General features: G+C 71.5%; 23 protein-coding genes. 13 read left to right on the top strand and 10 right to left on the bottom strand.

Annotated elements, in window-relative coordinates:
- Positions 1-3 precede the first annotated feature (3 nt).
- Positions 4-1,224, top strand: coding sequence for a cation:proton antiporter (locus ACIBL4_RS35615; RefSeq protein ID WP_399415938.1), 1,221 nt, complete (start codon positions 4-6; stop codon positions 1,222-1,224).
- Positions 1,225-1,283: 59 nt separating this feature from the next.
- Here the strand turns inward: ACIBL4_RS35615 and ACIBL4_RS35610 are convergent, their stop codons facing one another.
- Entirely contained in the window at positions 1,284-1,691 is a 408-nt protein-coding gene (locus ACIBL4_RS35610; protein WP_399415937.1) for a MazG nucleotide pyrophosphohydrolase domain-containing protein, read from the bottom strand.
- Between the two features lie 98 nt (positions 1,692-1,789).
- Between ACIBL4_RS35610 and ACIBL4_RS35605 the strand changes: the two genes are divergently transcribed.
- A complete protein-coding gene (locus tag ACIBL4_RS35605) occupies positions 1,790-2,791 on the top strand; it encodes a TAXI family TRAP transporter solute-binding subunit (protein WP_399415936.1) in 1,002 nt (333 codons plus the stop codon).
- Between the two features lie 27 nt (positions 2,792-2,818).
- On the opposite strand, the gene ACIBL4_RS35600 is transcribed toward ACIBL4_RS35605, so the two are convergent.
- Entirely contained in the window at positions 2,819-4,222 is a 1,404-nt protein-coding gene (locus tag ACIBL4_RS35600) for an ATP-binding protein (RefSeq protein WP_399415935.1), read from the bottom strand.
- 9 nt (positions 4,223-4,231) lie between these two features.
- On the bottom strand, positions 4,232-4,918 hold the full coding sequence (locus tag ACIBL4_RS35595; RefSeq protein WP_399415933.1) for a response regulator transcription factor: 687 nt from the start codon (positions 4,916-4,918) through the stop codon (positions 4,232-4,234).
- A gap of 290 nt (positions 4,919-5,208) precedes the next feature.
- On the opposite strand from ACIBL4_RS35595, the gene ACIBL4_RS35590 reads away from it, so the two are divergent.
- The 8 genes from ACIBL4_RS35590 to ACIBL4_RS35555 all read left to right on the top strand — a co-directional run bounded on the left by ACIBL4_RS35590 (position 5,209) and on the right by ACIBL4_RS35555 (position 11,852).
- The gene (locus ACIBL4_RS35590) at positions 5,209-5,985 is read left to right on the top strand and encodes an amino acid ABC transporter ATP-binding protein (RefSeq protein ID WP_356923564.1); all 777 of its coding nucleotides are present in this window, start codon (positions 5,209-5,211) and stop codon (positions 5,983-5,985) included.
- A gap of 75 nt (positions 5,986-6,060) precedes the next feature.
- Positions 6,061-6,903 carry a glutamate ABC transporter substrate-binding protein gene (locus ACIBL4_RS35585; protein ID WP_399415932.1) on the top strand — a complete coding sequence of 281 codons (843 nt, stop codon included), beginning with the start codon at positions 6,061-6,063 and terminating at the stop codon, positions 6,901-6,903.
- Between the two features lie 132 nt (positions 6,904-7,035).
- Entirely contained in the window at positions 7,036-7,710 is a 675-nt protein-coding gene (locus ACIBL4_RS35580; RefSeq protein WP_399415931.1) for an amino acid ABC transporter permease, read from the top strand.
- Positions 7,707-8,615 carry an amino acid ABC transporter permease gene (locus ACIBL4_RS35575; protein WP_399415930.1) on the top strand — a complete coding sequence of 303 codons (909 nt, stop codon included), beginning with the start codon at positions 7,707-7,709 and terminating at the stop codon, positions 8,613-8,615. Before ACIBL4_RS35580 ends, ACIBL4_RS35575 begins: the two co-directional genes overlap by 4 nt.
- 280 nt (positions 8,616-8,895) lie before the next feature.
- Complete coding sequence (locus ACIBL4_RS35570; RefSeq protein WP_399415929.1) at positions 8,896-10,503, top strand: FAD-dependent monooxygenase; 1,608 nt, start codon at positions 8,896-8,898, stop codon at positions 10,501-10,503.
- An 18-nt stretch (positions 10,504-10,521) separates the two neighbouring features.
- A complete protein-coding gene (locus tag ACIBL4_RS35565) occupies positions 10,522-10,683 on the top strand; it encodes a putative leader peptide (protein WP_354748667.1) in 162 nt (53 codons plus the stop codon).
- 99 nt (positions 10,684-10,782) lie between these two features.
- The gene (locus ACIBL4_RS35560) at positions 10,783-11,403 is read left to right on the top strand and encodes a cysteine dioxygenase (RefSeq protein WP_399415928.1); all 621 of its coding nucleotides are present in this window, start codon (positions 10,783-10,785) and stop codon (positions 11,401-11,403) included.
- 17 nt (positions 11,404-11,420) lie between these two features.
- Positions 11,421-11,852, top strand: a complete 432-nt coding sequence (locus ACIBL4_RS35555) for a rhodanese-like domain-containing protein (RefSeq protein ID WP_399416048.1) — start codon at positions 11,421-11,423, stop codon at positions 11,850-11,852.
- Between the two features lie 49 nt (positions 11,853-11,901).
- Here ACIBL4_RS35555 and recX read toward each other — a convergent pair whose 3' ends face one another.
- From recX to ACIBL4_RS35535, 4 genes are all read right to left on the bottom strand, one after another.
- Positions 11,902-12,741 carry a recombination regulator RecX gene (gene recX / locus ACIBL4_RS35550; protein WP_399415927.1) on the bottom strand — a complete coding sequence of 280 codons (840 nt, stop codon included), beginning with the start codon at positions 12,739-12,741 and terminating at the stop codon, positions 11,902-11,904.
- A 3-nt stretch (positions 12,742-12,744) separates the two neighbouring features.
- The gene (gene recA / locus ACIBL4_RS35545; protein ID WP_399415926.1) at positions 12,745-13,869 is read right to left on the bottom strand and encodes a recombinase RecA; all 1,125 of its coding nucleotides are present in this window, start codon (positions 13,867-13,869) and stop codon (positions 12,745-12,747) included.
- A 228-nt stretch (positions 13,870-14,097) separates the two neighbouring features.
- Complete coding sequence (locus ACIBL4_RS35540; RefSeq protein ID WP_399415925.1) at positions 14,098-15,459, bottom strand: AI-2E family transporter; 1,362 nt, start codon at positions 15,457-15,459, stop codon at positions 14,098-14,100.
- 84 nt (positions 15,460-15,543) lie between these two features.
- Positions 15,544-15,738 carry a DUF3046 domain-containing protein gene (locus ACIBL4_RS35535; protein ID WP_399415924.1) on the bottom strand — a complete coding sequence of 65 codons (195 nt, stop codon included), beginning with the start codon at positions 15,736-15,738 and terminating at the stop codon, positions 15,544-15,546.
- A gap of 80 nt (positions 15,739-15,818) precedes the next feature.
- On the opposite strand from ACIBL4_RS35535, the gene ACIBL4_RS35530 reads away from it, so the two are divergent.
- Positions 15,819-16,763 carry a hypothetical protein gene (locus tag ACIBL4_RS35530; RefSeq protein WP_399415923.1) on the top strand — a complete coding sequence of 315 codons (945 nt, stop codon included), beginning with the start codon at positions 15,819-15,821 and terminating at the stop codon, positions 16,761-16,763.
- On the opposite strand, the gene ACIBL4_RS35525 is transcribed toward ACIBL4_RS35530, so the two are convergent.
- The 3 genes from ACIBL4_RS35525 to ACIBL4_RS35515 are packed head-to-tail and all read right to left on the bottom strand — an operon-like array spanning position 16,764 to position 18,657.
- Positions 16,764-17,072, bottom strand: coding sequence for an AzlD domain-containing protein (locus ACIBL4_RS35525; RefSeq protein ID WP_399415922.1), 309 nt, complete (start codon positions 17,070-17,072; stop codon positions 16,764-16,766). It abuts the gene before it with no gap.
- Entirely contained in the window at positions 17,069-17,803 is a 735-nt protein-coding gene (locus ACIBL4_RS35520; protein ID WP_399415921.1) for an AzlC family ABC transporter permease, read from the bottom strand. The genes ACIBL4_RS35525 and ACIBL4_RS35520 overlap by 4 nt, the downstream gene beginning before the upstream one ends.
- Positions 17,804-17,826: 23 nt before the next feature.
- Positions 17,827-18,657 (bottom strand): AraC family transcriptional regulator, encoded by an 831-nt coding sequence (locus ACIBL4_RS35515; RefSeq protein WP_399415919.1) that lies wholly within the window; start codon positions 18,655-18,657, stop codon positions 17,827-17,829.
- Positions 18,658-18,749: 92 nt separating this feature from the next.
- Here ACIBL4_RS35515 and ACIBL4_RS35510 point away from each other — a divergent pair, with 92 nt between their 5' ends.
- Together ACIBL4_RS35510 and ACIBL4_RS35505 are read left to right on the top strand one after the other, a co-directional pair.
- Positions 18,750-23,711: an ATP-dependent helicase gene (locus ACIBL4_RS35510; RefSeq protein WP_399415918.1), complete on the top strand. Its 4,962-nt coding sequence runs from the start codon at positions 18,750-18,752 to the stop codon at positions 23,709-23,711.
- A 29-nt stretch (positions 23,712-23,740) separates the two neighbouring features.
- Positions 23,741-24,571 carry an Fpg/Nei family DNA glycosylase gene (locus tag ACIBL4_RS35505; RefSeq protein ID WP_399415917.1) on the top strand — a complete coding sequence of 277 codons (831 nt, stop codon included), beginning with the start codon at positions 23,741-23,743 and terminating at the stop codon, positions 24,569-24,571.
- The last annotated feature ends 13 nt before the right edge of the window (positions 24,572-24,584 follow it).

Genomic DNA, 24,584 nt, shown 5'->3' with positions numbered 1-24,584 from the left:
CCGGTGCACTCCGCGGTTCTGCTGATCGAGTTCGGTTCCATCATCCTCGGCCTCGGCCTGCTCGGCCGGTTCGCCGCCCGTTTCCGGCTCTCGCCGATACCGCTGTACCTGCTGGCCGGTCTGGCCTTCGGCGAGGGCGGTCTGCTGCCGCTGGGCGCGAGCGAGGAGTTCATCGCCACCGGCGCCGAGATCGGCGTCATCCTGCTGCTGTTGATGCTGGGCCTGGAGTACACGGCGAGCGATCTGGTCTCCAACCTCAAGACCCACTACCCGTCCGGTCTGGTCGACTGCGCGCTCAACGCGCTGCCGGGGGCGGCGGTGGCGCTGCTGCTCGGCTGGGGGCCGGTGGCGGCCGTCGTCCTGGCCGGTGTCACCTGGATCTCGTCGTCCGGCGTGATCGCGAAGGTGCTCGGCGATCTGGGCCGGGTCGGCAACCGGGAGACGCCGGTGATCCTCAGCGTGCTCGTGCTGGAGGATCTCGCGATGGCGGTGTATCTGCCCATCGTCACGGCGCTGGTGGCGGGAGCCGGGCTGCTGGCCGGAAGCCTGACCCTGGCGATCGCGCTGGGCGCGGCGGGCATCGTCCTGTTCGTGGCCCTGCGCTACGGCAGGGTGATCTCCCGCTTTGTCTCCAGCGACGACCCGGAGAAGCTGCTGCTGGTCGTGCTGGGTCTGACGATCCTGGTCGCGGGTGTGGCACAGCAGCTCCAGGTGTCGGCGGCGGTGGGTGCCTTCCTGGTGGGCATCGCGCTGTCGGGAGAGGTGGCGGAGGGTGCGCACACGCTTCTCAGCCCCCTGCGTGACCTGTTCGCGGCGGTCTTCTTCGTCTTCTTCGGCCTGCACACCGATCCGTCCAGCATCCCGCCCGTGCTGCTGCCCGCCCTGGGCCTGGCCCTCGTCACCGCCCTGACGAAGATCGCCACCGGCTACTGGGCGGCGCGGCGGGCCGGGATCTCCGTCAAGGGCCGCTGGCGTGCGGGCGGTGCGCTGGTGGCCCGTGGCGAGTTCTCGATCGTCATCGCCGGTCTGGCCGTCTCGGCGGGCATCGAACCGTCCCTCGGCCCCCTGGCCACGGCCTACGTCCTCATCCTGGTCGTCCTCGGCCCGCTCACGGCGCGCTACACGGAGCCCGTGGCGACCTGGTGGACCCGGCGCCGCGAGCCACGCCGGGATGCGGCGGAGACGGCGGAGACTGCGCCGCGAACGGCGGAGGCGGACGCGTAGGTGGCCGACTGAGGGGCGGCGCCGAAGGGGACAGTGGAGCCGCCGGCCCGGGCCGCGACTCAGGCCCCCGCTGCCGGTTCCCACCCCTGCCTCCGCAGCACCCCCGGCACATCCGGTGCCTCGCAGTGCTCCCCCTTGAGCACCTTGCCGTCCGCGCGGCGGGCGACGGAGCCGTCGGGACCGATCTTGGTCATGTTGGAACGGTGGATCTCGGCCAGGACCGCGTCGAGGTCGATGCCGTGGACGAGGGCGGTGCCGTACGCCACGTAGACGACGTCGGCGAGTTCGTGGGCGAGCCGGTCGAGCGGGCCCGTCACGGACACCTCGGCGACCTCCGCCGCCTCCTCAGCGAGGAGTTCGCCGCGGTGGGCGGCGAGTTCCGGGGACACCTCCGTCGGGGTACTGCGGGCGTCCAGGCCGAAGGCGAGGTGGAATTCACGGACCAGGTCAGCGGGCGAGGAGCTCATGGGGCCGACTGTAGTGGCCGCCACTGACACTCCCCTCACCCCCACCGTGTGAGCCCGCCCCTGGTCACCGGGGCATCGGGGCTGGCAGGATCTCGCGCATGTCCACGATGTTCCCCCCTGTCGGCAGGCGCCGGGCCCTCCAGGGCGGCGGCGCCGCCCTCGTGGTTCTCGGGCTGCTGCTGTGGTGGCTGCGCCCCTGGGCCGAGGAGCCTCCGGGCGGGACGATCAGGTTCAGCACGGGCACGCGCGCGGGGGTGTACTACGAGTACGGCGACCTCCTGCGCAAAGCGATCGCCAAGGACATGCCCGATCTGAAGGTACGGTTGCTGACCAGCGCCGGTTCGCAGGAGAACGTCGCGGACGTGGCGACGGGCCAGGCGGACTTCGCGATCGCCGCGGCCGACGCGGTCGCCACGTACAAGCTCGACCACGGCACGGGCGCCGACCGGCTGCGCGGGGTCGCGCGCCTGTACGACGACTACGTCCAGCTCGTCGTACCGCCGGACTCCGACATCCGCTCCGTCGCGGATCTGCGGGGCAAGCGCGTGGCCATAGGGCTGCCGAACTCGGGCGTACGGCTGATCGCGAACGGCGTGCTCAGGGCGGCCGGCATCGACCCGGAGAAGGACATCAAGCCGTCGTCGGACGGCATCGACACCGGGCCCAAACGGCTGGGACACGGGCTCGACGCGTTCTTCTGGTCCGGCGGACTGCCCACGGACGGGCTCAGCCGGCTGGCGAAGAAGTCGGCGTCGGCCTTCCGTTTCGTGCCGGTCGACGCCGGCCTCGTGGCCAAGCTGCACGACCAGGGCGGTGCCACGCGCTACTACCGCGCCACCAAGATGCCGGAGTCGGCCTACCCCACGATCCAGCGCGGCGACCCGGTCCCCACCCTGGCGGTGTCCAACCTGCTGGTCACGCGCGACGACTTGGACCCCCGGCTCACCGAGTGGCTGACCCGTACGGTGCTCGACAGCCGGGACGGCATCGGCGCGACCGTCCACTCCGCCCAGCTGGTCGACGTCCGCACGGCGATCTACACCGATCCGCTCAAGCTGCACGACGGGGCCCGGCGCTACTACCAGTCCGTCAAGCCATAGCCCGCCCTCACCTCGGCTTCGGCTTCGCTACGCCGGCCCGACCCTGGGCACCGTCACCGTCACCTTCAGCCCGTGCGGCTCGTGATGGTCGTACGTGATCGAACCGCCGCCCGCCGCGAGCAGCGCCCGTGAGATGGACAGGCCGAGGCCCGAGCCCTTGATGTTCTGGTGGCGGCTGCTGCGCCAGAAGCGGTCGCCGATGCGGGCCAGTTCCTCGTCGGTGAGGCCCGGCCCCTCGTCGGTGACGACGACGGTGGAGGTGTCGCCGTCACGCGCGACGGTCACCTCGACGGTCCGGCCCTCGGGCGTGAACTTCACCGCGTTGTCGATGATCCCGTCCAGCGCGCTGGACAGCGCCACCGGGTCGGCCCACGCGGTCGTCGGCGGGCAGTCGCCCACGAGGCGTACGCCCTTGGCCTCGGCGGTCGGGGACCAGGCCGCGACCCGCTCGGCGGCGAGCTCGCCGATGTCGGTGATCTTCAGATCGGCCTCGGTGTGCTCGGCCAGCGCCAGGTCGAGCAGATCGTCCAGGACCTGCGCGAGGCGCTTGCCCTCGGACTGGACCGAGGCGATCTCCTGGTTGCCCTCGGGCAGCTCGAAGGAGAGCAGCTCGATGCGCAGCAGCAGCGCCGCGAGCGGGTTGCGCAGTTGGTGCGAGGCGTCGGCGACGAAGGCGCGCTGTTGCTCCAGCACGTCCTCGACGTTGTCCGCCATCTCGTTGAACGACCGGGCCAGGCGCCTGAGTTCCGGCGGACCGCCGGCGGCGGCGACCCGGGACTTCAGCCGCCCCGTGGCGATGTCGTGGGTGGTGGCGTCCAGCACCCGTACGGGCTTGAGCACCCAGCCGGTCAGCCGCAGGGCGGCACCGACGGCCAGCAGCATCGCGGCGAACTCGCCCGCGCCGATGACCAGCCAGCCGTGCAGGGTGCGCGAACGCAGCTGCCCGGTGGGCGAGTCGGTGACGACGACCGCGACGACGTCACCGTCCCGGATGACCGGCGAGGCGACCACGAGGTTGCGGCGCTGCCAGGGCCACACCTGCCGCGGGTCGTGGCTGCGGCGGCTCAGCTTCGCCTCTTCGAAGGCGTCGCGCACCTCGCCCTCTTTCGGCAGGGACCACTTGGCCGGTGCGTGAGCCATGGCAGTGCCGGTGCGGTAGAAGACGCCCGAGCGGATGCCGTAGACCTCGTAGTAGCTGCGGAGCTCGCTGCTGAGGGTGGCCAGGCGCTCGTTCTCGAACGCGCTGGCGGTTCCGGTGGGCGAGTCGGTCACGAACTGGGCGAGAGCGGCGAAGCGTGCCGTGTCGTCGATGCGGTCGACGACGACCTTCTGCTGCTGGGCGCCGGCCAGGCTGACGGCGAGCGGGACGCCGAGCGCGAGCAGCACGGCCGCCATCAGGACGATCAGCAGCGGGAGCAGACGAGTGCGCACTCGGCCCCGCTATCCGGCAGGCGCGACGAGCCGGTAGCCGACTCCGCGTACGGTCTCGATGAGGGCCGGCATCCGCAGCTTGGAGCGCAGGGACGCGACGTGCACCTCCAGGGTGCGCCCGGTCCCCTCCCAGCTGGTCCGCCACACCTCACTGATGATCTGCTCCCGGCGGAACACCACCCCGGGCCGCTGCGCGAGCAGGGCCAGGAGGTCGAACTCCTTGCGCGTCAGCTGGATCACGGTCCCGTCCACGCTGACGCGGCGGGTGGGCAGTTCGATGTGCACCGGGCCGAGGCGCAGCTCGGTCTCGATGCCGCTGGAGGTGTCCTCGTGCGAGGTGCGCCGGCTGACCGCGTGGATGCGGGCGAGCAGTTCCCCGGTGTCGTACGGCTTCACCACGTAGTCGTCGGCGCCGAGATTGAGGCCGTGGATCCGGGAGCGCACGTCGGAGCGCGCGGTGACCATGATCACCGGTGTGCTGGTGCGCTTGCGGATCTTGCCACAGACCTCGTATCCGTCCTGGTCGGGCAGGCCGAGGTCGAGCAGGACGACACCGAAGCCGTCGACCTCGGGGACCAGCGCCTGAAGGGCCTCCTCGCCGCTGCGCGCGTGCGTGACGTCGAACCCGTGCCGCGCCAGGACCGCCGACAGGGCGGCGGCGACGTGGTTGTCGTCCTCGACGAGCAGCAGTCTCACCCGGGCCCCCTTCGGTTCGCTGGCCGTACGATCTATCTGTGTACAAAAACGCGTGCACGCGCGCGCGTGCACCTTGTGCAGTCACGCTGATGGATGAGGACGGCGTCAAGAGGGTTCCGGTTGCGCAGAGCTTCCGTTACCCGGCCGATATGAGCGCTGCTCATAAGTGCTACGACACGTGTCCGATTGCTATCGGATCGTGATGCTCAGATTCCCCTCAGATGTAATGACGCAGGTCGTAGAGCGTCACTACTGTCCTCCGAAACCGAGGAGGACGGAGCCTGAGAGCGATGACCGAAGTATCGGTGGCCAAGGAAGATGTGGCCGCGACCGGAGAACTGGTCGTCCTGAAGAGCGTCAACAAGCACTTCGGCGCGTTGCACGTACTCCAGGACATCGACCTGACGATCGCGCGCGGTGAAGTCGTCGTGGTCATCGGACCCTCCGGGTCCGGCAAGTCCACCCTGTGCCGCACCATCAACCGCCTGGAGACGATCGACTCCGGCACGATAGAGATCGACGGCAAGCCGCTGCCCGCCGAGGGCAAGGGGCTCGCCCGGCTGCGGGCCGACGTCGGGATGGTCTTCCAGTCCTTCAACCTCTTCGCGCACAAGACCGTGCTCGAGAACGTGATGCTCGGCCAGATCAAGGTCCGCAAGAAGGACAAGGCCGCGGCCGAGGAGCGGGCCCGTGCCCTGCTCGACCGGGTCGGCGTGGCCGCGCAGGCCGAGAAGTACCCGGCACAGCTCTCCGGCGGCCAGCAGCAGCGCGTCGCGATCGCGCGGGCGCTGGCCATGGAGCCGAAGGTCATGCTCTTCGACGAGCCGACCTCCGCGCTCGACCCCGAGATGATCAACGAGGTGCTGGAGGTCATGCAGCAGCTCGCCCGGGACGGCATGACCATGATCGTCGTCACCCATGAGATGGGTTTCGCACGATCGGCCGCAAACCGCGTGGTGTTCATGGCGGACGGCCGAATCGTCGAGGAGGCTGCGCCCGACCAGTTCTTCAGCAACCCGCGCAGCGACCGTGCCAAGGACTTCTTGTCGAAGATCCTGCATCACTGAGGCGCGCGTCGCTCCTGCGACGACCCGCGTCACCCGAAACGACGGTTTTTCTCTTCACGGCAAAGGATGTTCACCATGAAGCTCCGCAAGGTCTCCGCCGCGGCCGCCACCGCTCTCGTTCTCGCCCTGACCGCCACGGCCTGTGGTGGCGATGACGGCGGTGACTCCAACTCCGGCTCCGGCGGCGGCGACAAGATCAAGATCGGCATCAAGTACGACCAGCCCGGTCTGGGCCTGAAGGAGCCCGACGGTTCCTTCTCCGGCTTCGACGTGGACGTGGCGACGTACGTGGCCAAGGAACTGGGCTACAAGCCCGACCAGATCGAGTGGGTCGAGACCAAGAGCGCCGACCGTGAGAACGCGCTGTCCCGCGGTGACGTGAAGATGATCGCGGCCACGTACTCGATCACCGACGAGCGCAAGCAGAAGGTGGACTTCGCCGGTCCGTACCTGCTGGCCCACCAGGACCTGCTGGTGAAGGCGGACTCGGACATCAAGGAGGGCACCGACCTCAACGGCAAGAAGCTGTGCTCGGTGACCGGTTCCACCTCGGCGCAGAATGTCAAAAACGAGATCGCGCCGAAGGCTCAGCTGCAGGAGCTCGGCGGCTACTCGGAGTGCATCGCGGGCCTGCAGAGCGGCGCCCTCGACGCCGTAACTACGGACGACGCGATCCTCGCTGGCTTCGCGGCGCAGAGCCAGTACAAGGGGCAGTTCAAGCTCACCGGACTGAAGCTGAGCAACGAGAACTACGGCATCGGTGTGAAGAAGGGGGACACCGCGACCCTGAACAAGATCAACGACGCTCTGGAAAAGATGGTCAGCAGCGGCGCTTGGGACAAGGCCGTCACGGACAACTTCGGGCCGGCGAACTACAAGAACGAGAAGGCCCCGAAGATCGGCCAGATCGTCCAGTAACGCGGGACTCCGCCGACGCAGGATCCCCGCGGTCGCAGCGGGGATCCGCAGGCGCGCCGCCGCCACTCGCTTTTCCGGCGGCGGCGCGGCCCGTCCGCCACCTAAGCCACACACCCGGAAGCGCGGGAGATCGTGTTCGACTTTCTTTCTGACTATGACAACCCGACCCTGCTGGGTGCCTTCTGGGTCACGGTGCAGCTCACCGTCTTCTCGGCCGTCGGCTCCCTGATCTGGGGCACCCTACTGGCGGCCATGCGGGTCAGCCCGGTTCCGCTCATGCGCGGCTTCGGCACCGCCTATGTGAACCTGGTCCGTAACATCCCCCTCACCGTCATCATCGTCTTCACCTCGCTGGGCCTCGCCAACATCTTCGGCGTGACGATGGGCACCGAGGATCTGAAGGACAGAGCCTTCCGCCTGGCGGTCCTCGGCCTCGTCGCCTACACCGCGGCCTTCGTCTGCGAGGCGATCCGCTCCGGCATCAACACCGTGCCCGTCGGGCAGGCTGAGGCGGCACGGGCCATCGGGCTCAGCTTCAGCCAGGTCCTGAGGCTCGTCGTACTGCCGCAGGCGTTCCGCTCCGTCATCGGGCCGCTGGCCAACGTGCTCATCGCGCTGACCAAGAACACAACAGTGGCGGCCGCGATCGGTGTCGCGGAGGCCGCCCTCCTGATGAAGTCAATGATCGAGAACGAGGCGCAGACGCTGCTCATCGGCGCGATCTTCGCCTTCGGGTTCGTGGTACTCACTCTGCCCACCGGCCTGATCCTCGGCTGGCTGAGCAAGCGACTGGCGGTGAAGCGATGACGTCCATTCTCTACGACGCCCCCGGCCCGAAGGCCAAGCGGCGCAACGTGCTGTTCTCGGTGGTCTTCTTCGTCCTGCTGGCCCTGCTTCTGTGGTGGATCTGGCAGACCATGGACGAGAAGGGCCAGCTGGAGTGGGCTCTGTGGAAGCCCTTCACCACCTCCGAGGCCTGGACGACGTACCTGCTGCCGGGCCTGGCCGACACCCTGAAGGCCGCGGCCCTCTCCATGGTCATCGCTCTCCCACTGGGCGCCGTCCTCGGCATCGCACGCATGTCCGACCATCGCTGGGTGCGCATCCCGGCCGGCGCGGTGGTCGAGTTCTTCCGGGCCATCCCGGTGCTGCTGCTGATGCTGTTCGCCAACGAGTTCTACGTCCGCTCCACGGGCATCCCCAGCGATGAGCGGCCCCTGTACGCGGTCGTCACCGGACTGGTGCTCTACAACGCGTCGGTCCTCGCCGAGATCGTCCGCGCGGGCATCCTCTCCCTGCCCAAGGGGCAGTCGGAGGCGGCGATGGCGATCGGGCTGCGCAAGAGCCAGACCATGTCGAGCATTCTGCTCCCGCAGGCCGTCACCGCCATGCTGCCCGCCATCGTCAGCCAGCTCGTCGTCATCGTGAAGGACACCGCGCTGGGCGGCGTGATGCTCGGATTCACCGAGCTGCTCAACACGCGCAGCACGCTCGCGGCCAACTACGCGAACGTCATCCCCAGTTTCATCGTCGTGGCGGTCATCTTCATCATCCTGAACTTCATCCTCACCTCTTTCGCCTCCTGGCTGGAGGGCAGACTGCGCCGCAGCAAGCGCAGCACGGGAGCTGTTCTCGGTGCCGACAAGGTCGACGACGTGAACGCGGCCGAAGTGGGCGGCACCTACGGCACCGGCGCCGAGGGCAGGCTCTGACAGCCCGCCAACCGGCATGACTGTGGCCCGCCGGATTTCCGGCGGGCCACAGTCATGCCGAGCCCTGAGCCATCCGGCTCCGGCCAACGCTGACACCCCATCACGTGACGAGCGTGTCGCCCGGCTACCCTTGGTGTGACGCATGATCGCCACCGGCCGCCGGTCACTTGACGCAAGCACCGGCAATGGGTTGCATACGTTCTGTGATCGTGCACCCTGCTCCAATTTCCTGTTCACCTACGTCTCCCAGGACATCACCACGGGCAGGGGGCGCCGCGCCGTGGACCCGGTGATCATCGTCGGAGCGGGGCCCGTCGGGCTCACGCTCGCCCTGGCACTGGCGCGTCAGGACGTGCCGTGCGTCGTCCTCGACGAGGGACCGGGCAAGGACGAACCCCGTGCGGCGCGCACCGTCGTCCTGCGCGAGGACACCGCCGCTCTGGTGGAACGGCTGACCGGCGTGCCCCTGTCCCGGGCCGGTGCCCACTGGGCCGGATGGCGGTCGATGCGGCGCAAGCAGGTGATGCGCGAGATCGTTTTCGACGGAACCGAGCCCGCCCCCCTGCACATCGCCCAGCACGAGATGACCGGCGCCCTGCGCGCGGCCCTTTCCGGCGAACGGCTCGTCAAGGTCGCGGTGGAGAGCCGGCTCGACGGCATCGAACAGGAGTCCTCGGGCGTCACGGCCCACACGCGCGGCCCCAAAGGCACCTGGTGGCGAGGCAGTTACCTGGTCGGCTGCGACGGCCCACGTTCGACCGTCCGCAAACTCCAGGACATCCGCTTTCCGGGCCGTACGGCGGTGGAACGTCACGCCGTTGCCGCGCTGCGTACGGAACTGCCCTGGCACGACGAGGCTTTGCTGCACCGCATGCCGCCGTGGCGCATGTCGGGCCCCTCGGCCGGTGAGATCACCGCGCGCCCGCTGCCCGACGGCGCCTGGCGTCTGGACTGGCTCCTGCCGCCCGGCAAGGACCTGGTCACCCCCGAGCTGCTGCTGACCCGCATCCGGGAGACCCTGGCCGGTTGGGCGGGCGGCACGATCCCGCCGTACGAGCTGCTGGACACCGGCGTCCACACGGTCCACCACCGGCTGGCCCGCCGCTGGCGCGCCGACCGCGTCTTCCTCGCCGGGGACGCGGCCCACCTGCTCGGCGCGCTGGGCACGCACGGTCTTGACGAGGGGCTCAGGGACGCCGACAACCTCGCCTGGAAGCTGGCCTTGGCCTGGCACCACGGGCCGCACGAGGCGCTCCTCGACAGCTACCAGACCGAGCGCCGGGCGGTCGTCGCCGCCCGGTTGCGCGCCGCTGACCAGGCACTGCCCCTGCTGCGCGGCGGCAGAGGTCTGCGCTCCTACGTCCCCGGCTCGTCCCGGGGCCATGACGCGCTCCTCACGGACGGTCACTTGGGGCACGGCCAACTGGGCGCGCCGGGGGCGTACGCCGACTCGCCCCTCGCCCCCCCACGCCTTGAGGGAGAGACCCCCGTCGACACACCGCCCGGAGCGCCGGTCACCGATGTGCGGGTCACCGCGGAGGACGGCACCTTCGTGCGGCTGCGTGACCGGCTCGGCCGCGGCGCGCTGCTCGTGGTGCTCATCGCGCCGGGCACGGGTGTGTGGGAGCGCAAGCACTGGGTCAGCGCCGGCATCATGCCCCGGCTCGCGGCCGCCGTCACGGCACTGCCGCACCCCGCCGAGTTGCTGGTCGCCGAGAGCTATCCGGGCGCTGCCGCGCACACGGTGCTCCTCGTGCGGCCCGACGGGCACCTCATCACCGCGCTGAGCGGAGTGCGCCCGGACGACCTGTACGCGGCGGCGGAGGCCGCGGTGGGCGGACCGGTGAAGGCACAGGCCGAAGCCGGTGCGTCGGCCGGCTCGCGCTGACGCCTGCACCGGGGTGACGTGCTCACTGTCACCGTGCGTCCGCATGGTGACAGTGAGTTGACCGGTCCGGGCGGTCATGGTGTACTCCGGTGCGTGACCGACACCTGTGTGCGCCTGTGGCGGAGGGTCCATATGGACCTCGTCCGCTATGCGGGCTGCGTGTGTCGCCCGTCCTGCTGACTTCGCCTCCCTCTTCCTCTGTGCGCGCGCCGCGCTCTGTCTGCCGCGGCCGACGCGCCTGATCCGCGAACTCTCATCAGGACCTTCAGGACGGCACCCGTGTCTGTATCCCCTTCATCCCCTTCCGCATCCCCCGCTGTCTCCTCTGCCGAGCCCGCTCCGGGAGCCACCCTCGGATCCGCCCCCGAATCCGCTTCCGGCTCCTCATCTGCCTCCTCCGCCGTTGCGGCGCCCACTCAGGCCGACCTCTTCGACTTCGTGCGGCGCACGGCCGCCGACACCGAACTGATCGCCTCCCTGCCGCTCGACCCGGAAGGCCGCACCTGGGTGCGGCTGGACGGGCCCGGCGGCAGCGAGGCCTGGCTGATCGGCTGGCCGCCCGGCACGGGCACCGGCTGGCACGACCACGCCGACTCCGTCGGCGCCTTCCTGACGGCGTCGGGCGAGCTCAAGGAGAACTCACTCGCCGCGCGGCTGCCCACCGACGGCTGGAAGACGCTGGAACTCACCGACGGTGTCGACCGCGAACGCCGGCTGCGGTCCGGCCAGGGCCGCGCCTTCGGCCGCCACCACGTCCACGAGGTGCTCAACGAGTCCCCCGACCGGCACGCGATCTCCGTCCACGCCTACTACCCGCCCCTGCCGCAGATCCGCCGCTTCAGCCGCAGCGGGTCGATCCTGCGGCTCGAGCAGGTGGAACGACCGGAGGACTGGCAGTGAGCGCGACGCACGAGCGGGTGAGCGACGGGAACGGCAGTGGCAGCAGCAGTGCTGGTGGTGATGTCCAACGACCCGTCGGAATCGACGAGTTGCTGGAGCGCGTACGGGCGGGCTACGAGCGAATCGAGCCGCAGGAGGCGTGCGAGGCCGCGCTGGCCGGTGACGCGCTGCTGGTGGACATCCGCTACGCGGCCCTGCGCGAACGGGACGGCCTGATCTCCGGCGCCCTCGTCGTCGAGCGCAACGAGCTGGAGTGGCGCCTCGACCCGCAGGGCAGCCACCGGCTCCCCGAGGCCACGAGCCACGCCCTGCGCGTCGTCGTGATCTGCAACGAGGGGTACGCCTCCAGCCTGGCGGTGCAGTCCCTGCACCAACTGGGACTGCACCGGGCCACCGATCTGGTCGGCGGGTTCCAGGCTTGGCGGGCGGAGGGGCTTCCCCTGGTGTGACTCCGGGACTCGGTATCGGGCGCGCCCCCACGGAGGTCTCGCCCTTGCCTCAGACCCCCTGGTCCCCCAGGAAGTCCGTGTCCTCGCCCTCCTCCTCCAGCGCCTGCCGGACCACGCGCAGGGCCATGCCCTCGGAGTAGCCCTTGCGGGCGAGCATGCCCGCGAGACGACGGAGACGCTTGTCCCGGTCGAGCCCTCGGGTGGAGCGGAGCTTGCGCGCGACGAGTTCCCGCGCGGTCGCCTCCTCCTGCTCGGAGTCGAGCTGGGAGACGGCCTCGTCGATCAGCGTGGAGTCGACGCCCTTGGTCCGCAGCTCGCGGGCGAGCGCACGCCGGGCCAGCCCACGGCCGTGGTGCCGGGACTCCACCCAGGCGTCCGCGAAGGCGCCGTCATTGATGAGGCCGACCTCTTCGAACCGCGACAGCACCTCCTCGGCGGCGTCGTCCGGGATCTGCCGCTTGCGCAGGGCGTCGGCGAGTTGCTTGCGGGTCCGCGGGGTCCCGGTGAGCAGGCGCAGGCAGATCGCCCGAGCCTGCTCGACCGGGTCCCCCGGAGGCTCCCCCTGCTCGGCCCTCGACGAGGAGAGGGAACCTCCGTCTTCGGCATCCGCCGCGTCGAAGCCGCGTCGGCGACGCCCACGTCCACGCCCGCCGGGCGGCCCATCGCCGCGCGAGCCGTCCCTGGAGGAACCGCCTCCGCGTGCGCCTCCAGCCGATGAGCCTCTGCCGGACGAGCCGCCTCCCAGGGAGGCTTCCCCGTACGGCCCGTCAGCCTCATAGCGCCCGCCCTCCCCGTCCACGGCCGAGCCCGGCTCCCCTCCGGTGCCCCTCCCCCGTGGGGCACCGGAGGCGGCGTACTCGTACTCCGCCCAGTCGGTTCGTCGTGTCACGGGTCAGCTCTTGTTTGCGGCGGCCTTGGACTTGGCTGTCTTGGCCGGTGCCGGAGCGGGGACCGCCGCAGCCTCGGCCGGTGCCGGGGAGACCGCCGCGTCCGTACCCGGCTCGGCGGCCGGCTCCTCGGGACGCACGCCGACGCCCAGCTTCTCCTTGATCTTCTTCTCGATCTCGTTGGCCAGGTCGGGGTTGTCCTTCAGGAAGTTGCGCGCGTTCTCCTTGCCCTGGCCGAGCTGGTCGCCCTCGTACGTGTACCAGGCGCCGGCCTTGCGGACGAAGCCGTGCTCCACGCCCATGTCGATCAGGCCGCCCTCGCGGCTGATGCCGTGACCGTAGAGGATGTCGAACTCGGCCTGCTTGAAGGGCGGCGCGACCTTGTTCTTGACGACCTTGCAGCGGGTGCGGTTGCCGACCGCGTCCGTGCCGTCCTTCAGGGTCTCGATGCGGCGGATGTCGATGCGCACCGAGGCGTAGAACTTCAGCGCCCGGCCACCGGTCGTGGTCTCCGGGGAGCCGAACATCACGCCGATCTTCTCGCGGAGCTGGTTGATGAAGATCGCGGTGGTCTTGGACTGGTTGAGCGCGCTGGTGATCTTTCGCAGGGCCTGGCTCATCAGGCGGGCCTGCAGACCCACGTGGCTGTCGCCCATCTCGCCCTCGATCTCCGCGCGCGGGACGAGCGCCGCGACGGAGTCGATGACGATGAGGTCGAGGGCACCGGAGCGGACCAGCATGTCCACGATCTCCAGGGCCTGCTCGCCGTTGTCCGGCTGGGAGAGGATGAGGTTGTCGATGTCGACGCCGAGCTTCTTCGCGTACTCGGGGTCGAGTGCGTGCTCCGCGTCGACGAAGGCGACCTGGCCACCGGCCTTCTGCGCGTTCGCCACCGCGTGCAGGGTCAGGGTGGTCTTACCGGAGGACTCCGGTCCGTAGATCTCCACGACACGGCCGCGGGGCAGGCCGCCCACGCCGAGGGCCACGTCGAGGGCGGTGGATCCGGTCGGGATGACCTCGATGGGCTCCTTCGTCCGGTCGCCCATGCGCATGACCGCGCCCTTGCCGAATTGCCGTTCAATCTGTGCGAGAGCGGCATCCAGGGCCTTCTCGCGGTCGGTTCCTGCCATGGGTTCCACCCGATTTGCTTGAGTCGATCGCTTCACGTCAAAGACGCTAACGCCTACCACTGACAATGCGCCCCGACGCACGTCCGGCCTGTGGATAACTCGGGCACTTCTCCACCCAAAGTACGTCGAACTGCCCGTCGTTGAGCTCCGCCGGAGACTCCATAAGAATGGATGTTCGATTTTCGTGTCAAGCGCACCACGCGCACCTGCGTGACACCCGGCAACGACTCAGGCCGGGCCCTGCCCGGACTCCCCGTCCTCGGACCGCCCGTCCCCGGACCGCCCGTCCCGGGACTCCCCGCCGTCGGACCGCCCACCCCCGGAACCCCTGTCCTCGGCATGCCCGCCCTCGGGCCGCTCTGTCCCGGCCCGCCGTACCCACAGCTGTCTCGCGCGCGTGACGAGGCTCGGCCCCTCCCCGCGTCGGCGATGGCCGTGCACCCGGGGGTCGTCCGTGACCGCGTACCGCTTCACGTACGCCCCCAGGAAGGCCTGGAGCGTGGCGATGGCGGGAATGGCGATCAGCGCGCCGACCGCGCCCAGGAGTGCGGTGCCCGCGATGACGGAGCCGAAGGCGACCGCGGGGTGGATGTCGACGGTCTTGGCCGTCAGCTTCGGCTGGAGCACGTAGTTCTCGAACTGCTGGTAGATCACCACGAAGATCAGCACCCACAGCGCGTACCAGGGGTTGACCGTGAACGCGATCAGCATGGGCAGCGCGCCCGCGAGATATGTGCCGATGGTGGGGATGAACTGCGACACCAGGCCCACCCACACGGCGAGCACGGGCGCGTAGGGCACGTCCAGGGCCTGCAGCAGGACGAAGTGTGCTGCGCCGGAGATCAGTGCCATCAGGCCGCGCGAGTAGATGTAGCCGCCGGTCTTGTTCACGGCGATCTCCCAGGCGCGCAGCACCTCGGCCTGCCGTGCGGGCGGCAGGAGGGAGCAGATCGTGCGGCGCAGTCGCGGGCCGTCCGCGGCGAAGTAGAACGAGAACAGCGCGATCGTCAGCAACTGGAAGAGACCACCGATGACCTGGGCGGACACGTCCAGGACGCCCGTGGCGCTGTTCTGGACGTAGTTGCGCAGCCAGTCGGAGCGGAGCAGGCCCTCCTGGATGTCCACGCGCTTCAGGTCCGTCTTGAAGTGTGTGTTGATCCAGTTGATGACGGAGTCGAGGTAGGCCGGGAAGCCCTCGATCATCTTGATGATCTGGTCCGCGAGGATGGAGCCGAGCAGTGTGACGAACCCCGCCGACACGATGATCACGCCGATGAAGACGATGAACGTGGCCAGTCCCCTGCGCATCCCGCGCGAGGCCATCCAGCTCACCGCCGGTTCGATGGCGAGCGCCAGGAAGAACGCGATGAGGATGTTGATCAGCAGCCCGGTGAGCTGGTGGAAGGCCCAACTGCCCAGCTGGAACAGGGCGACGAGGGCGAGTGCGAGCACCAGGGCGCGCGGCAGCCAGCGCGGCATGCGGCCGTTCGCCCCGGTGTCTCCGGCCGGGGGCGGGGGCGGGGCGGGCGGTGTCGTACCGAACGGGGAGGACTGCGGAGCTGCCTGCCCGGTCTCGTCAGTGGGTGCCACGCACCAAGTCTCGCCCACGCCACCGACAGCCGTCTGCCCGCATGCGATCTTCGTGGGCCGTCAGTCAGCGGTCTCCACGACGGGTCAACGGTTCTCCCTCGGCACGTCCATCACCGCGCACACCACCTGCCAGACCTCCTTGGCGCTCCAGCCGGCGTCGAGCGCCTCGTGGACGGTGCGCCCGCCGAGCTCCGCCATCACATGGTCACGCGCGAAGGTGTCCGCGTACCCCGGACCGAAGTGCTCCGCCATCCGCTGCCAGAAGACCGTCAACCGCATGAGTCCAGTATCCCGCCCCTGAGGGTGGGCCTGGGCCTGGACCGCCTGCCGGCGCCGTGTTCCGCCCTACGGTCTGATCCATGGCCGAAACAGGAGCTCCCTCACTCCCCCAGTCGCCCCCGCCGCACACCCCCGTGGCGCGTGCGGAGCGCTTCGTCTGGCTCACCGCGCGCGTGCTCGAGCAGCGCCTCTTCGCCCACCACTTCCGGGGCGGCACCGCCGACCCGGTGGAGACCGCCCTGGACGCCTACCGCAACGAGGACGGCGGGTACGGCCACGCGCTGGAGCCCGATCTGCGCGGGCCGGTCAGCCAGCCGCTGCACACCGCCCGCGCCCTGCGCGTCCTGGACGCCGTGGGGCGCTGCGCCGGTCAGCGAGTGGAACACGTGTGCCGCTATCTGACGTCCGTCTCCACGGCGGACGGCGCCCTCCCGGCGATCCACCCCAGCCAGCGCGGCTACCCGGCGGCACCCTTCGTGCCGGTCGTGGACGACCCGCCCAGCGACCTCCTGGCCACCGGGCCGGTGGTGGGGCTGCTGCACCGCAACGAGGTCTGGCACGCCTGGCTGTTCCGGGCCACGGACTTCTGCTGGCAGGCGGTGGAATCCCTGGAGAAGTCCCACCCGTACGAGATCGAGGCCGCCGTGGCCTTCCTCGACTCCGCCCCGGACCGCCCGCGCGCGGAGGCGGCCGCCGACCGGCTGGGCCGTCTGGTCCGCGAGCACCGTCTTGCGGCGCTGGACCCCGACAACCTGGACGCGTACCCGGTCTCTCCCGGTTACGCCCCGGGCGAGCACCACTTCCCGTACGACTACGCGACGACACCGAGCTCCCTCGCGCGCGCGTGGTTCACGGACGACGAGATGGCCCGCTCCCTCGACCACCTCGCGGCCCGGCAGCAGGAGGACGGCGGCTGGCCCCTCAGCTGGCGCCGCTGGGCACCGGCTCCCGCCCTGGAGGCCCGCCCGGCAGTGACCATCGAGGCCTTGCGCACCCTCAGGGCGTACGGCCGCGGCATCGGCTGATCAGGCCCCCATGGCCCGCACTCCCGCGGTCACCACCACGGCCGCCGCGACGACGAGCAGGAACGGTGCCCGCAGCATCAGCGCCACAGCGGCGGCTCCGAGCCCGGCGGCCCGCGCGTCCAGGACCAGCGCCTGCCCGTCGGCGAAGGTCTGCTGGGCCGTGAGGGCCGCCAGCAGCGCGACGGGCAGCAGCGCGGCGAGCCGCTTCACGACGGGCCGCTCGAGAGCCCCCGCGGGCACCAGCAACCCGGCCAGCTTGACGGCGTAACACCCGAGGACGGTCACCCCGATCGCGATCCAGACGTTCACTCCTGCTCCCCCTGTCCCCTGTGCTGTCCCTTGCGACGGCCGTCCGCCCAGAGCACGACCGGCGCCGCCAGCGCGGCCAGCAGAACCGGCACTCCGGCGGGCAGTACGGGCAGCAGCCCGAGCCCCAGCAGCACGGCGAGCCCGGCGACGGCCCGCTCGGTGCCGGTCTTCAGCATCGGCGCGAGCAGCGCCAGGAACACCGCGGGTCCCGCCGCGTCCAGCCCCCAGGCGTCGGTGTCCCCGATGGCCTCGGCGCCCAGGGCACCGAGCAGCGTGGTGAGGTTCCACAGGACGTACAGGCTCAGCCCCGTCACCAGGAAGCCGATCCGCGCGCTGCGCCGCGTGGGCTGTGCGAGCGCGACGGCGGCCGTCTCGTCGATCACCCACTGGGCGGCGAACGGCCGCACCGCGCGCGGGAGGGCCAGCACCTGCGACAGACGCAGGCCGTAGAAGGCGTTCCGCACACCCAGGAAGAAGGCCCCGGCCGCCGCCGTGAACGGGCCGCCACCGGCAGCGAGGGCGCCCACCAGGGCGAACTGCGACGCCCCGGTGAACACCAGCAGACTGAGCGCGCACGTCTGCATCAGCGTGAGTCCGGCGCCCGCCGACGTCACCCCGAAGGCGAAGCCGGAGAGCCCGACGGCCACCCCGACCCCCAGGGCGTCCCGCACGACGGCCCGGTCCGTCTTCCCACCGGACTCTGTATCTCCGAGAGCTGTTTGATCTGCCACGCCCCGCACGCTATGAGGAGCCGCTACCGCAGGTCTTGTACGTTCTTGCGCTCCCGCTGATAGGCCCCGGGAGGCACGCCGACCATCCGGCTGAAGTGCCGGTTGAGATGCGGCTGGTCGGTGAATCCCACGGTCACGGCGACTTCCGAGGGCGCCGTCCCGAGGTCCAGCAGCCGCCGCGCCCGCCGTACCCGCGCGTCCGTGAGCCACGCGTGCGGCGGCATCCCGTAGGCCTCCCGGAAGGCCCGGAGCAGGGCGAACGGGCTGGTCCCGAGATCGGCCGCCAACCGCTCCAGGGTCGGCGGCCGCGCCATCCGCTCCTCCAGCGCGGCACGCGCGCGTGCGGCGATCCGGGTCCCGGCCGTCCGCACCTCCCGCCGCGGCATGGGCCCGCCGTTCAGCCGCAGCAACCTGGTCACGGCGACCCGCAGCAGTGTGTCCGCGGCCAGGGCGTTGCCCTCGTCGGCGGCGCGCAGCACCTGATGCACCAGCCCGACGGCATACGGATCATCCACCACCGGGCTGACGAACCCCGGTGTGCCCCGCAGCGTCGTGGTCGCGGCCGCGATCTCCGCCACCACATCGACGGACGGATACACGGCCCCGTACCGCCACCCCTCGGGCACACCGGCCCGTCCCGTGTGCGGAGTGTCCGGATTGACCAGCGCGAGCGCGCCCGCGCCCGCGTACTGATCGCCCCCGCCGTGGTGGAAGACCTCCACCCCGTCGGCGATGGCGGCGATCACGAAATTCTCGTGCGTATGCCGCACGAACGTCTTCCGCACGTACCGGGCCCGCAGCAGATCCACCCCGGGCAGCTCGTCGTACTGCCAGTGCCGCGCACGCTCGCTCATACGGCCATTGTCCGGTCCCCCGGCCCACCACGAAACGGCAGGCGGAGCCGCCTCGGCCTCCCGTTGTCAGTGCCCGGGTGCACGATGGACGCATGCCCAGCAAAGCACCCGGACCCCTGGACGGCTTCTCCCCCGCGACCCGCGCCTGGTTCTCGGGCGCCTTCTCGGCGCCCACCACGGCCCAGTCCGGTGCGTGGCAGGCCATCCATGAGGGTTCGGACGTGCTGGTCGTCGCCCCCACCGGCTCCGGCAAGACCCTGGCCGCCTTCCTCGCCGCCCTGGACCAGCTCGCCTCGGCCCCTCCCCCCGCCGACCCCAGGAAGCGCTGCCGGGTGCTGTACATCTCCCCGCTGAAGGCCCTGGCCGTGGACGTCGAGCGCAACCTCCGCAGCCCCCTGACCGGCATCCGCCAGGAATCCGTACGGATGGGTCTGCCCGAGCCCGAGGTCAAGGTGGGCATCCGCTCGGGCGACACCCCCGCCGCCGAGCGCCGCGCCCTGTCCACCCGCCCGCCGGACATCCTGATCACCACCCCCGAGTCGCTGTTCCTGATGCTGACGTCGGCCACGCGCGACGCGCTGACCGGCGTGGAGACGGTGATCCTCGATGAGGTGCACGCGGTCGCGGGCACCAAGCGCGGCGCCCACCTCGCACTCTCCCTGGAGCGGCTGGACGAGATCCTCCCCAAGCCCGCCCGCCGCATCGGCCTGTCCGCGACGGTCCGCCCGGTCGACGAGGTGGCCCGTTTCCTCTCGCCGCGGCGCAAGGTGGAGATCGTCCAGCCGGAGTCGGGCAAGGAGTTCGACCTCTCCGTTGTCGTCCCGGTCGAGGACCTGGGCGAACTGGGCGGCTCCCCGGTGGCGGACGGCTCGGAGGGCGCCGAGCGCCCGTCGATCTGGCCGCATGTGGAGGAGCGGATCACCGACCTCGTTCAGTCCCACCGCTCCACGATCGTCTTCGCGAACTCCCGCCGCCTCGCGGAGCGCCTGTGCAACCGCCTGAACGAGATCGCGTACGAACGGGCCACGGGCGAGACCCTCGACGAGCACCACTCCCCCGCCGAGCTCATGGGCGGCTCGGGAGCCGCCCAGGGCGCACCCCAGGTCATCGCCCGCGCCCACCACGGCTCGGTGTCCAAGGAACAGCGTGCCCTGGTCGAGGAGGACCTCAAGGCGGGCCGCCTCCCCGCGGTCGTGGCCACGTCCAGTCTCGAACTGGGCATCGACATGGGCGCGGTCGACCTGGTGGTCCAGGTCGAATCACCCCCCTCGGTGGCCTCCGGCCTGCAACGCGTCGGCCGGGCGGGCCACCAGGTGGGCGCCGTCTCCACCGGCGTGGTCTTCCCGAAGTACCGCGGCGACCTGGTCCAGGCGGCGGTGGTCACCGAACGCATGCGGACCGGCGCCATCGAGTCCCTCAGGGTCCCCGCCAACCCGTTGGACGTCCTGGCCCAGCAGATCGTCGCCATGACGGCCATGGACACCTGGCAGTTCGACGACCTCCTCGCCGCCGTCCGACGGGCCGCCCCCTTCGCCTCGCTCCCGGAGTCGGCCTTCACGGCGGTCCTCGACATGCTGGCCGGCCGCTACCCGTCCGACGCCTTCGCCGAGCTGCGCCCGCGCGTGGTGTGGGACCGCGTCACCGGCGAGATCACGGGCCGCCCCGGCGCCCAGCGCCTCGCCGTCACCTCCGGGGGCACGATCCCCGACCGCGGCCTCTTCGGCGTCTTCCTCGCCGGAGCCGACCCGAAGAAGGGCGGCGGCCGGGTCGGCGAGCTCGACGAGGAGATGGTCTACGAGTCCCGCGTGGGCGACGTCTTCACGCTCGGCACGAGTTCCTGGCGCATCGAGGACATCACCCGCGACCGCGTCCTGGTCTCCCCGGCCCCGGGCGTGCCGGGCCGGCTGCCCTTCTGGAAGGGCGACCAGCTGGGCCGCCCGCTCGAACTGGGCCGGGCGGTGGGCGCGTTCCTGCGTGAGGTCGGCTCGCTGTCCAAGGACGACGCCCGGCTGCGGCTCCTCGCCGCCGGCCTGGACGCCTGGGCGGCGGATAACGTGCTGTCGTACCTGGACGAGCAGCGCGAGGCCTGCGGCCACGTCCCGGACGACCGGACGATCGTCGTGGAGCGCTTCCGCGACGAGCTCGGCGACTGGCGCGTGGTCGTGCACTCGCCCTTCGGCGCCCAGGTGCACGCCCCCTGGGCCCTGGCGCTCGGCGCGAAGCTCTCCGAGCGCTACGGGATGGACGCCCAGGTCATGCACGCCGACGACGGCATCGTGCTGCGCCTGCCGGACGCGGACCTGATGGGCCTGGACCTGCTGGACCAGGAGCCGGTGAAGATGGGCCGGGAGTACGACGCCGACCAGGCACCGGTCGGCGCGACGGACGTGGTCTTCGACAAGGGCGAGGTCGACCAGGTCGTCACCGACCAGGTGGGCAGCTCGGCCCTGTTCGCGGCCCGTTTCCGCGAGTGCGCCGCCCGCGCGCTGCTGCTCCCGCGCCGCAACCCGGGCAAGCGCACGCCGCTGTGGCAGCAACGCCAGCGCGCCTCCCAGCTGCTCCAGGTGGCGAGCGAGTTCGGCTCGTTCCCGATCGTCCTGGAGGCGGTCCGCGAGTGCCTCCAGGACGTCTTCGACGTCCCCGGTCTCGTCGAGCTGATGGGCGACCTGGAGTCCCGCAAGGTGCGCCTCGTCGAGGTCACCACCCCCGAGCCGTCCCCCTTCGCCCGCTCCCTCCTCTTCGGCTACGTCGCCCAGTTCCTGTACGAGGGGGACTCCCCGCTCGCCGAGCGCCGGGCCGCCGCCCTGTCGCTGGACTCCCGGCTGCTGGCCGAGCTGCTGGGCCAGGCGGAGCTGCGCGAGCTGCTCGACGCGGAGGTGCTCACGGAGCTGGAGCGGGAGCTCCAGTGGCTCACCGAGGACCGCCGCGTCAAGGACGCCGAAGGCGTGGCGGACCTCCTCCGCCTGCTCGGCCCGCTCACGGACGCGGAACTGGCCGAGCGGGGCGCCGAACCGCAGTGGGCTGAGGACCTGGCCGGCGCCCGCCGGGCCATCCGGGTCCGGATAGCGGGCAGCGACCACTGGGCGGCGATCGAGGACGCGGGCCGGCTGCGCGACGCGCTGGGCACCGCCCTGCCGGTCGGCGTCCCGGAGGCCTTCACCGAGCCCGTCAAGGACCCGCTCGGCGACCTCCTCGCGCGCTACGCCCGCACCCACGGCCCGTTCACCTCGACCACGGCGGCATCCCGCTTCGGCCTGGGCGTGGCCGTCACCGAGGGCGCCCTCCAGAGGCTGGCCGCGGCGGGCCGGGTCGTCCAGGGCGAGTTCCACCCGGCCGGGATCGGCCAGGAGTGGTGCGACGCGGCCGTGCTGCGCCGGCTGCGCCGCCGTTCCCTGGCCGCCCTGCGCCATGAGCTGGAGCCGGTGCCGCCGGCCGCGCTCGCCCAGTTCCTTCCCCAGTGGCAGCACATCGGCAAGGGGCACTCCCTGCGCGGCATCGACGGCCTGGTGCGCGCCATCGAGCAGATGCAGGGCGCGTCCGTGCCCGCCTCCGCCCTGGAGAAGCTGGTCCTGCCCTCCCGGGTCGTGAACTACAACCCGGCCATGCTGGACGAGCTCACCGCCGCCGGAGAGGTCGTCTGGGCCGGGGCGGGTTCCCTCCCCGGCAAGGACGGCTGGGTCTCCCTCTACCTGGCGGACGCGGCACCCCTGCTCCTGCCGCCCCCGCACCCCTTGGAGCTGACCGCTCTGCACCAGTCCGTCCTGGACATCCTCTCCGGTGGCTACGGCCTGTTCTTCCGCCAGATCGCCGACCAGGTCCGGGCCACCACCCACCCCGACGCCACCGACCCCCAGCTGGCCGACGCGCTCTGGGACCTGGCCTGGTCCGGCCGCCTGACCAACGACACGCTCGCCCCCATGCGCTCCCTGCTCGGCTCGGGCCGTACCGCCGGCTCCACGGCCCACCGCGCCAAGCGCGCGGTCCCGCGCGGCCGCTACGGCTCCCTGACGGCCGCGGCCCGCTCCGCCTCCCGCTCCGGCCCTCCGACCGTCGCCGGCCGCTGGTCCCTGCTCCCGGCCCACGAGCCGGACCCGACGGTGCGGGCCCACGCCCTCGCCCGCACTCTCCTCGACCGGCACGGCGTGGTGACCAGGGGCGCGGTCTCGGCGGAGGGTGTCGAGGGCGGCTTCTCGGCGACGTACCGCGTCCTGTCCGCCTTCGAGGACAGCGGCCAGGCCCGCCGCGGTTACGTCGTGGAGGGCCTCGGCGCCGCGCAGTTCGCGATGGACGGTGCCGTGGACCGCCTGCGCGCGGTGGCCAACGCCCGTGACCGCGGCGAGGACCTGCCTGGCCCCCCTCCCGGCCCCGACCTCGATCCGTTCCCCGCCCATGACTTCCCCGCCCGTGACTTCCCCGCTCATGACTTCGCCGGACAGGACGACGGGCTCCCCTCCCACGGCCACCCCCGCGACTCCGGCGACCCCGGCCCCGACGGCTTCCCCGGCCTCGGCCCCCCCTACGTCACCCCGCCCCCCCAGCCGTCCCGGGACGAGTACGTCTCGCCGCGGGACTACGCCCCGCAGGACCCCCCGCCCTGGCAGAACGGCGGACGCGCGCCGTACGCCCCCGGATCCCCGGGCCGCCGAACCCGCCCGGACCCCGCCTCCCGGGCCGTCGTCCTCGCCGCCGCCGATCCGGCGAACGCGTACGGCGCCGCCCTGCCCTGGCCCGAGCCCCCGACCGGCGCCGGGCACAAGCCGGGCCGCAAGGCGGGCTCCCTGGTGGTGCTCGTCGACGGAGAACTGACGCTCTACATGGAGCGCGGCGGCAAGACCCTGCTCGCCTGGGCCACCGACCCGGACGGCGACCCCACCGACGACCCCCGCCTGCGCACCGCGTCGGAGGCCCTGGCCGCGGCCGCCCGCGCGGGCTCCCTCGGCACGGTCACGGTGGAGCGCGTCAACGGCGCCCAGGCCCTGACCTCCCCCATCGGCACCCTCCTGGAAGGAGCGGGCTTCATCGCGACCCCCCGTGGCCTCCGGCTGCGCGCCTGACGGTCCCGGCGACGTGCCACTCTTGACCCATGCCCGAAGGTGACACGGTCTGGCAGACCGCGAGCCGGCTGCACGACGCCCTCGCGGGCAAGGTGCTGACCCGCAGCGACCTCCGGGTGCCGCGGCTCGCCACGGCCGACCTCACCGGCCGTGCGGTCCTCGACGTCACCCCGCGCGGCAAACACCTCCTGACCCGCGTCGAGGGCGGCCTGACCCTCCACTCCCACCTGCGGATGGACGGCTCCTGGAAGGTGTACGAGAACGGCCGGCGCTGGAGCGGCGGCCCCGGCCACCAGATCCGCGCGATCCTCGGCACCACCGACCGCACGGCCGTCGGCTACCGCCTCCCCGTCCTGGAACTCCTGCGCACCACCGACGAGCACCGCGCGATCGGCCACCTCGGTCCCGACCTCCTGGGCCCGGACTGGGACCCCGACCGGGCCCTCGCCAATCTCCTGAAGGACCCCTCCCGTCCCCTCGGCGAGGCCCTGCTCGACCAGCGCAACCTCGCCGGTATCGGCAATGTCTACAAGAGCGAGCTCTGCTTCCTGCTCGGCGTCACCCCCTGGCTCCCCGTCGGCGACCTGCCCGCCGAGCGCGCCGCGCAGCTGCCCGCGCTCGCCAAGAAGCTGCTGGAGACCAACCGCGACCGCCCGATCCGCACGACGACGGGCCGCCACGGCCAGGACCTCTTCGTGTACGGCCGGGCGCCCCGCCCCTGCCTGCGCTGCCACACCTCCGTCCGCGTCGCCGACCAGGGCGACGGCTCCCGCGAACGCCCCACGTACTGGTGCCCTACCTGCCAGCCGGGCCCTGCCCCGGCCACTCCCTCGCCCCGGAGGCGCAGCCGCACCAATTGACGGGCTGTCAGAA

The sequence above is a fragment of the Streptomyces sp. NPDC050416 genome, assembly GCF_044458845.1.
In the GTDB taxonomy this organism is placed as follows: Bacteria; Actinomycetota; Actinomycetes; order Streptomycetales; family Streptomycetaceae; genus Streptomyces.
Note: the sequence above shows the minus strand (reverse complement) of the source record. Positions and strands in the feature narration are given on the sequence as shown.

What these genes read in the sequence shown, in the direction of transcription:
- ACIBL4_RS35515 (WP_399415919.1), bottom strand. Translation starts at nt 18,657, where the DNA reads ATGAGCGAGCGTGCGCGGCACTGGCAGTACGACGAGCTGCCCGGGGTG.
- ACIBL4_RS35610 (WP_399415937.1), bottom strand. Translation starts at nt 1,691, where the DNA reads ATGAGCTCCTCGCCCGCTGACCTGGTCCGTGAATTCCACCTCGCCTTC.
- ACIBL4_RS35590 (WP_356923564.1), top strand. Translation starts at nt 5,209, where the DNA reads ATGACCGAAGTATCGGTGGCCAAGGAAGATGTGGCCGCGACCGGAGAA.
- ACIBL4_RS35605 (WP_399415936.1), top strand. Translation starts at nt 1,790, where the DNA reads ATGTCCACGATGTTCCCCCCTGTCGGCAGGCGCCGGGCCCTCCAGGGC.
- ACIBL4_RS35585 (WP_399415932.1), top strand. Translation starts at nt 6,061, where the DNA reads ATGAAGCTCCGCAAGGTCTCCGCCGCGGCCGCCACCGCTCTCGTTCTC.
- recA (WP_399415926.1), bottom strand. Translation starts at nt 13,869, where the DNA reads ATGGCAGGAACCGACCGCGAGAAGGCCCTGGATGCCGCTCTCGCACAG.
- ACIBL4_RS35510 (WP_399415918.1), top strand. Translation starts at nt 18,750, where the DNA reads ATGCCCAGCAAAGCACCCGGACCCCTGGACGGCTTCTCCCCCGCGACC.
- ACIBL4_RS35535 (WP_399415924.1), bottom strand. Translation starts at nt 15,738, where the DNA reads ATGCGGTTGACGGTCTTCTGGCAGCGGATGGCGGAGCACTTCGGTCCG.
- ACIBL4_RS35530 (WP_399415923.1), top strand. Translation starts at nt 15,819, where the DNA reads ATGGCCGAAACAGGAGCTCCCTCACTCCCCCAGTCGCCCCCGCCGCAC.
- ACIBL4_RS35505 (WP_399415917.1), top strand. Translation starts at nt 23,741, where the DNA reads ATGCCCGAAGGTGACACGGTCTGGCAGACCGCGAGCCGGCTGCACGAC.
- ACIBL4_RS35575 (WP_399415930.1), top strand. Translation starts at nt 7,707, where the DNA reads ATGACGTCCATTCTCTACGACGCCCCCGGCCCGAAGGCCAAGCGGCGC.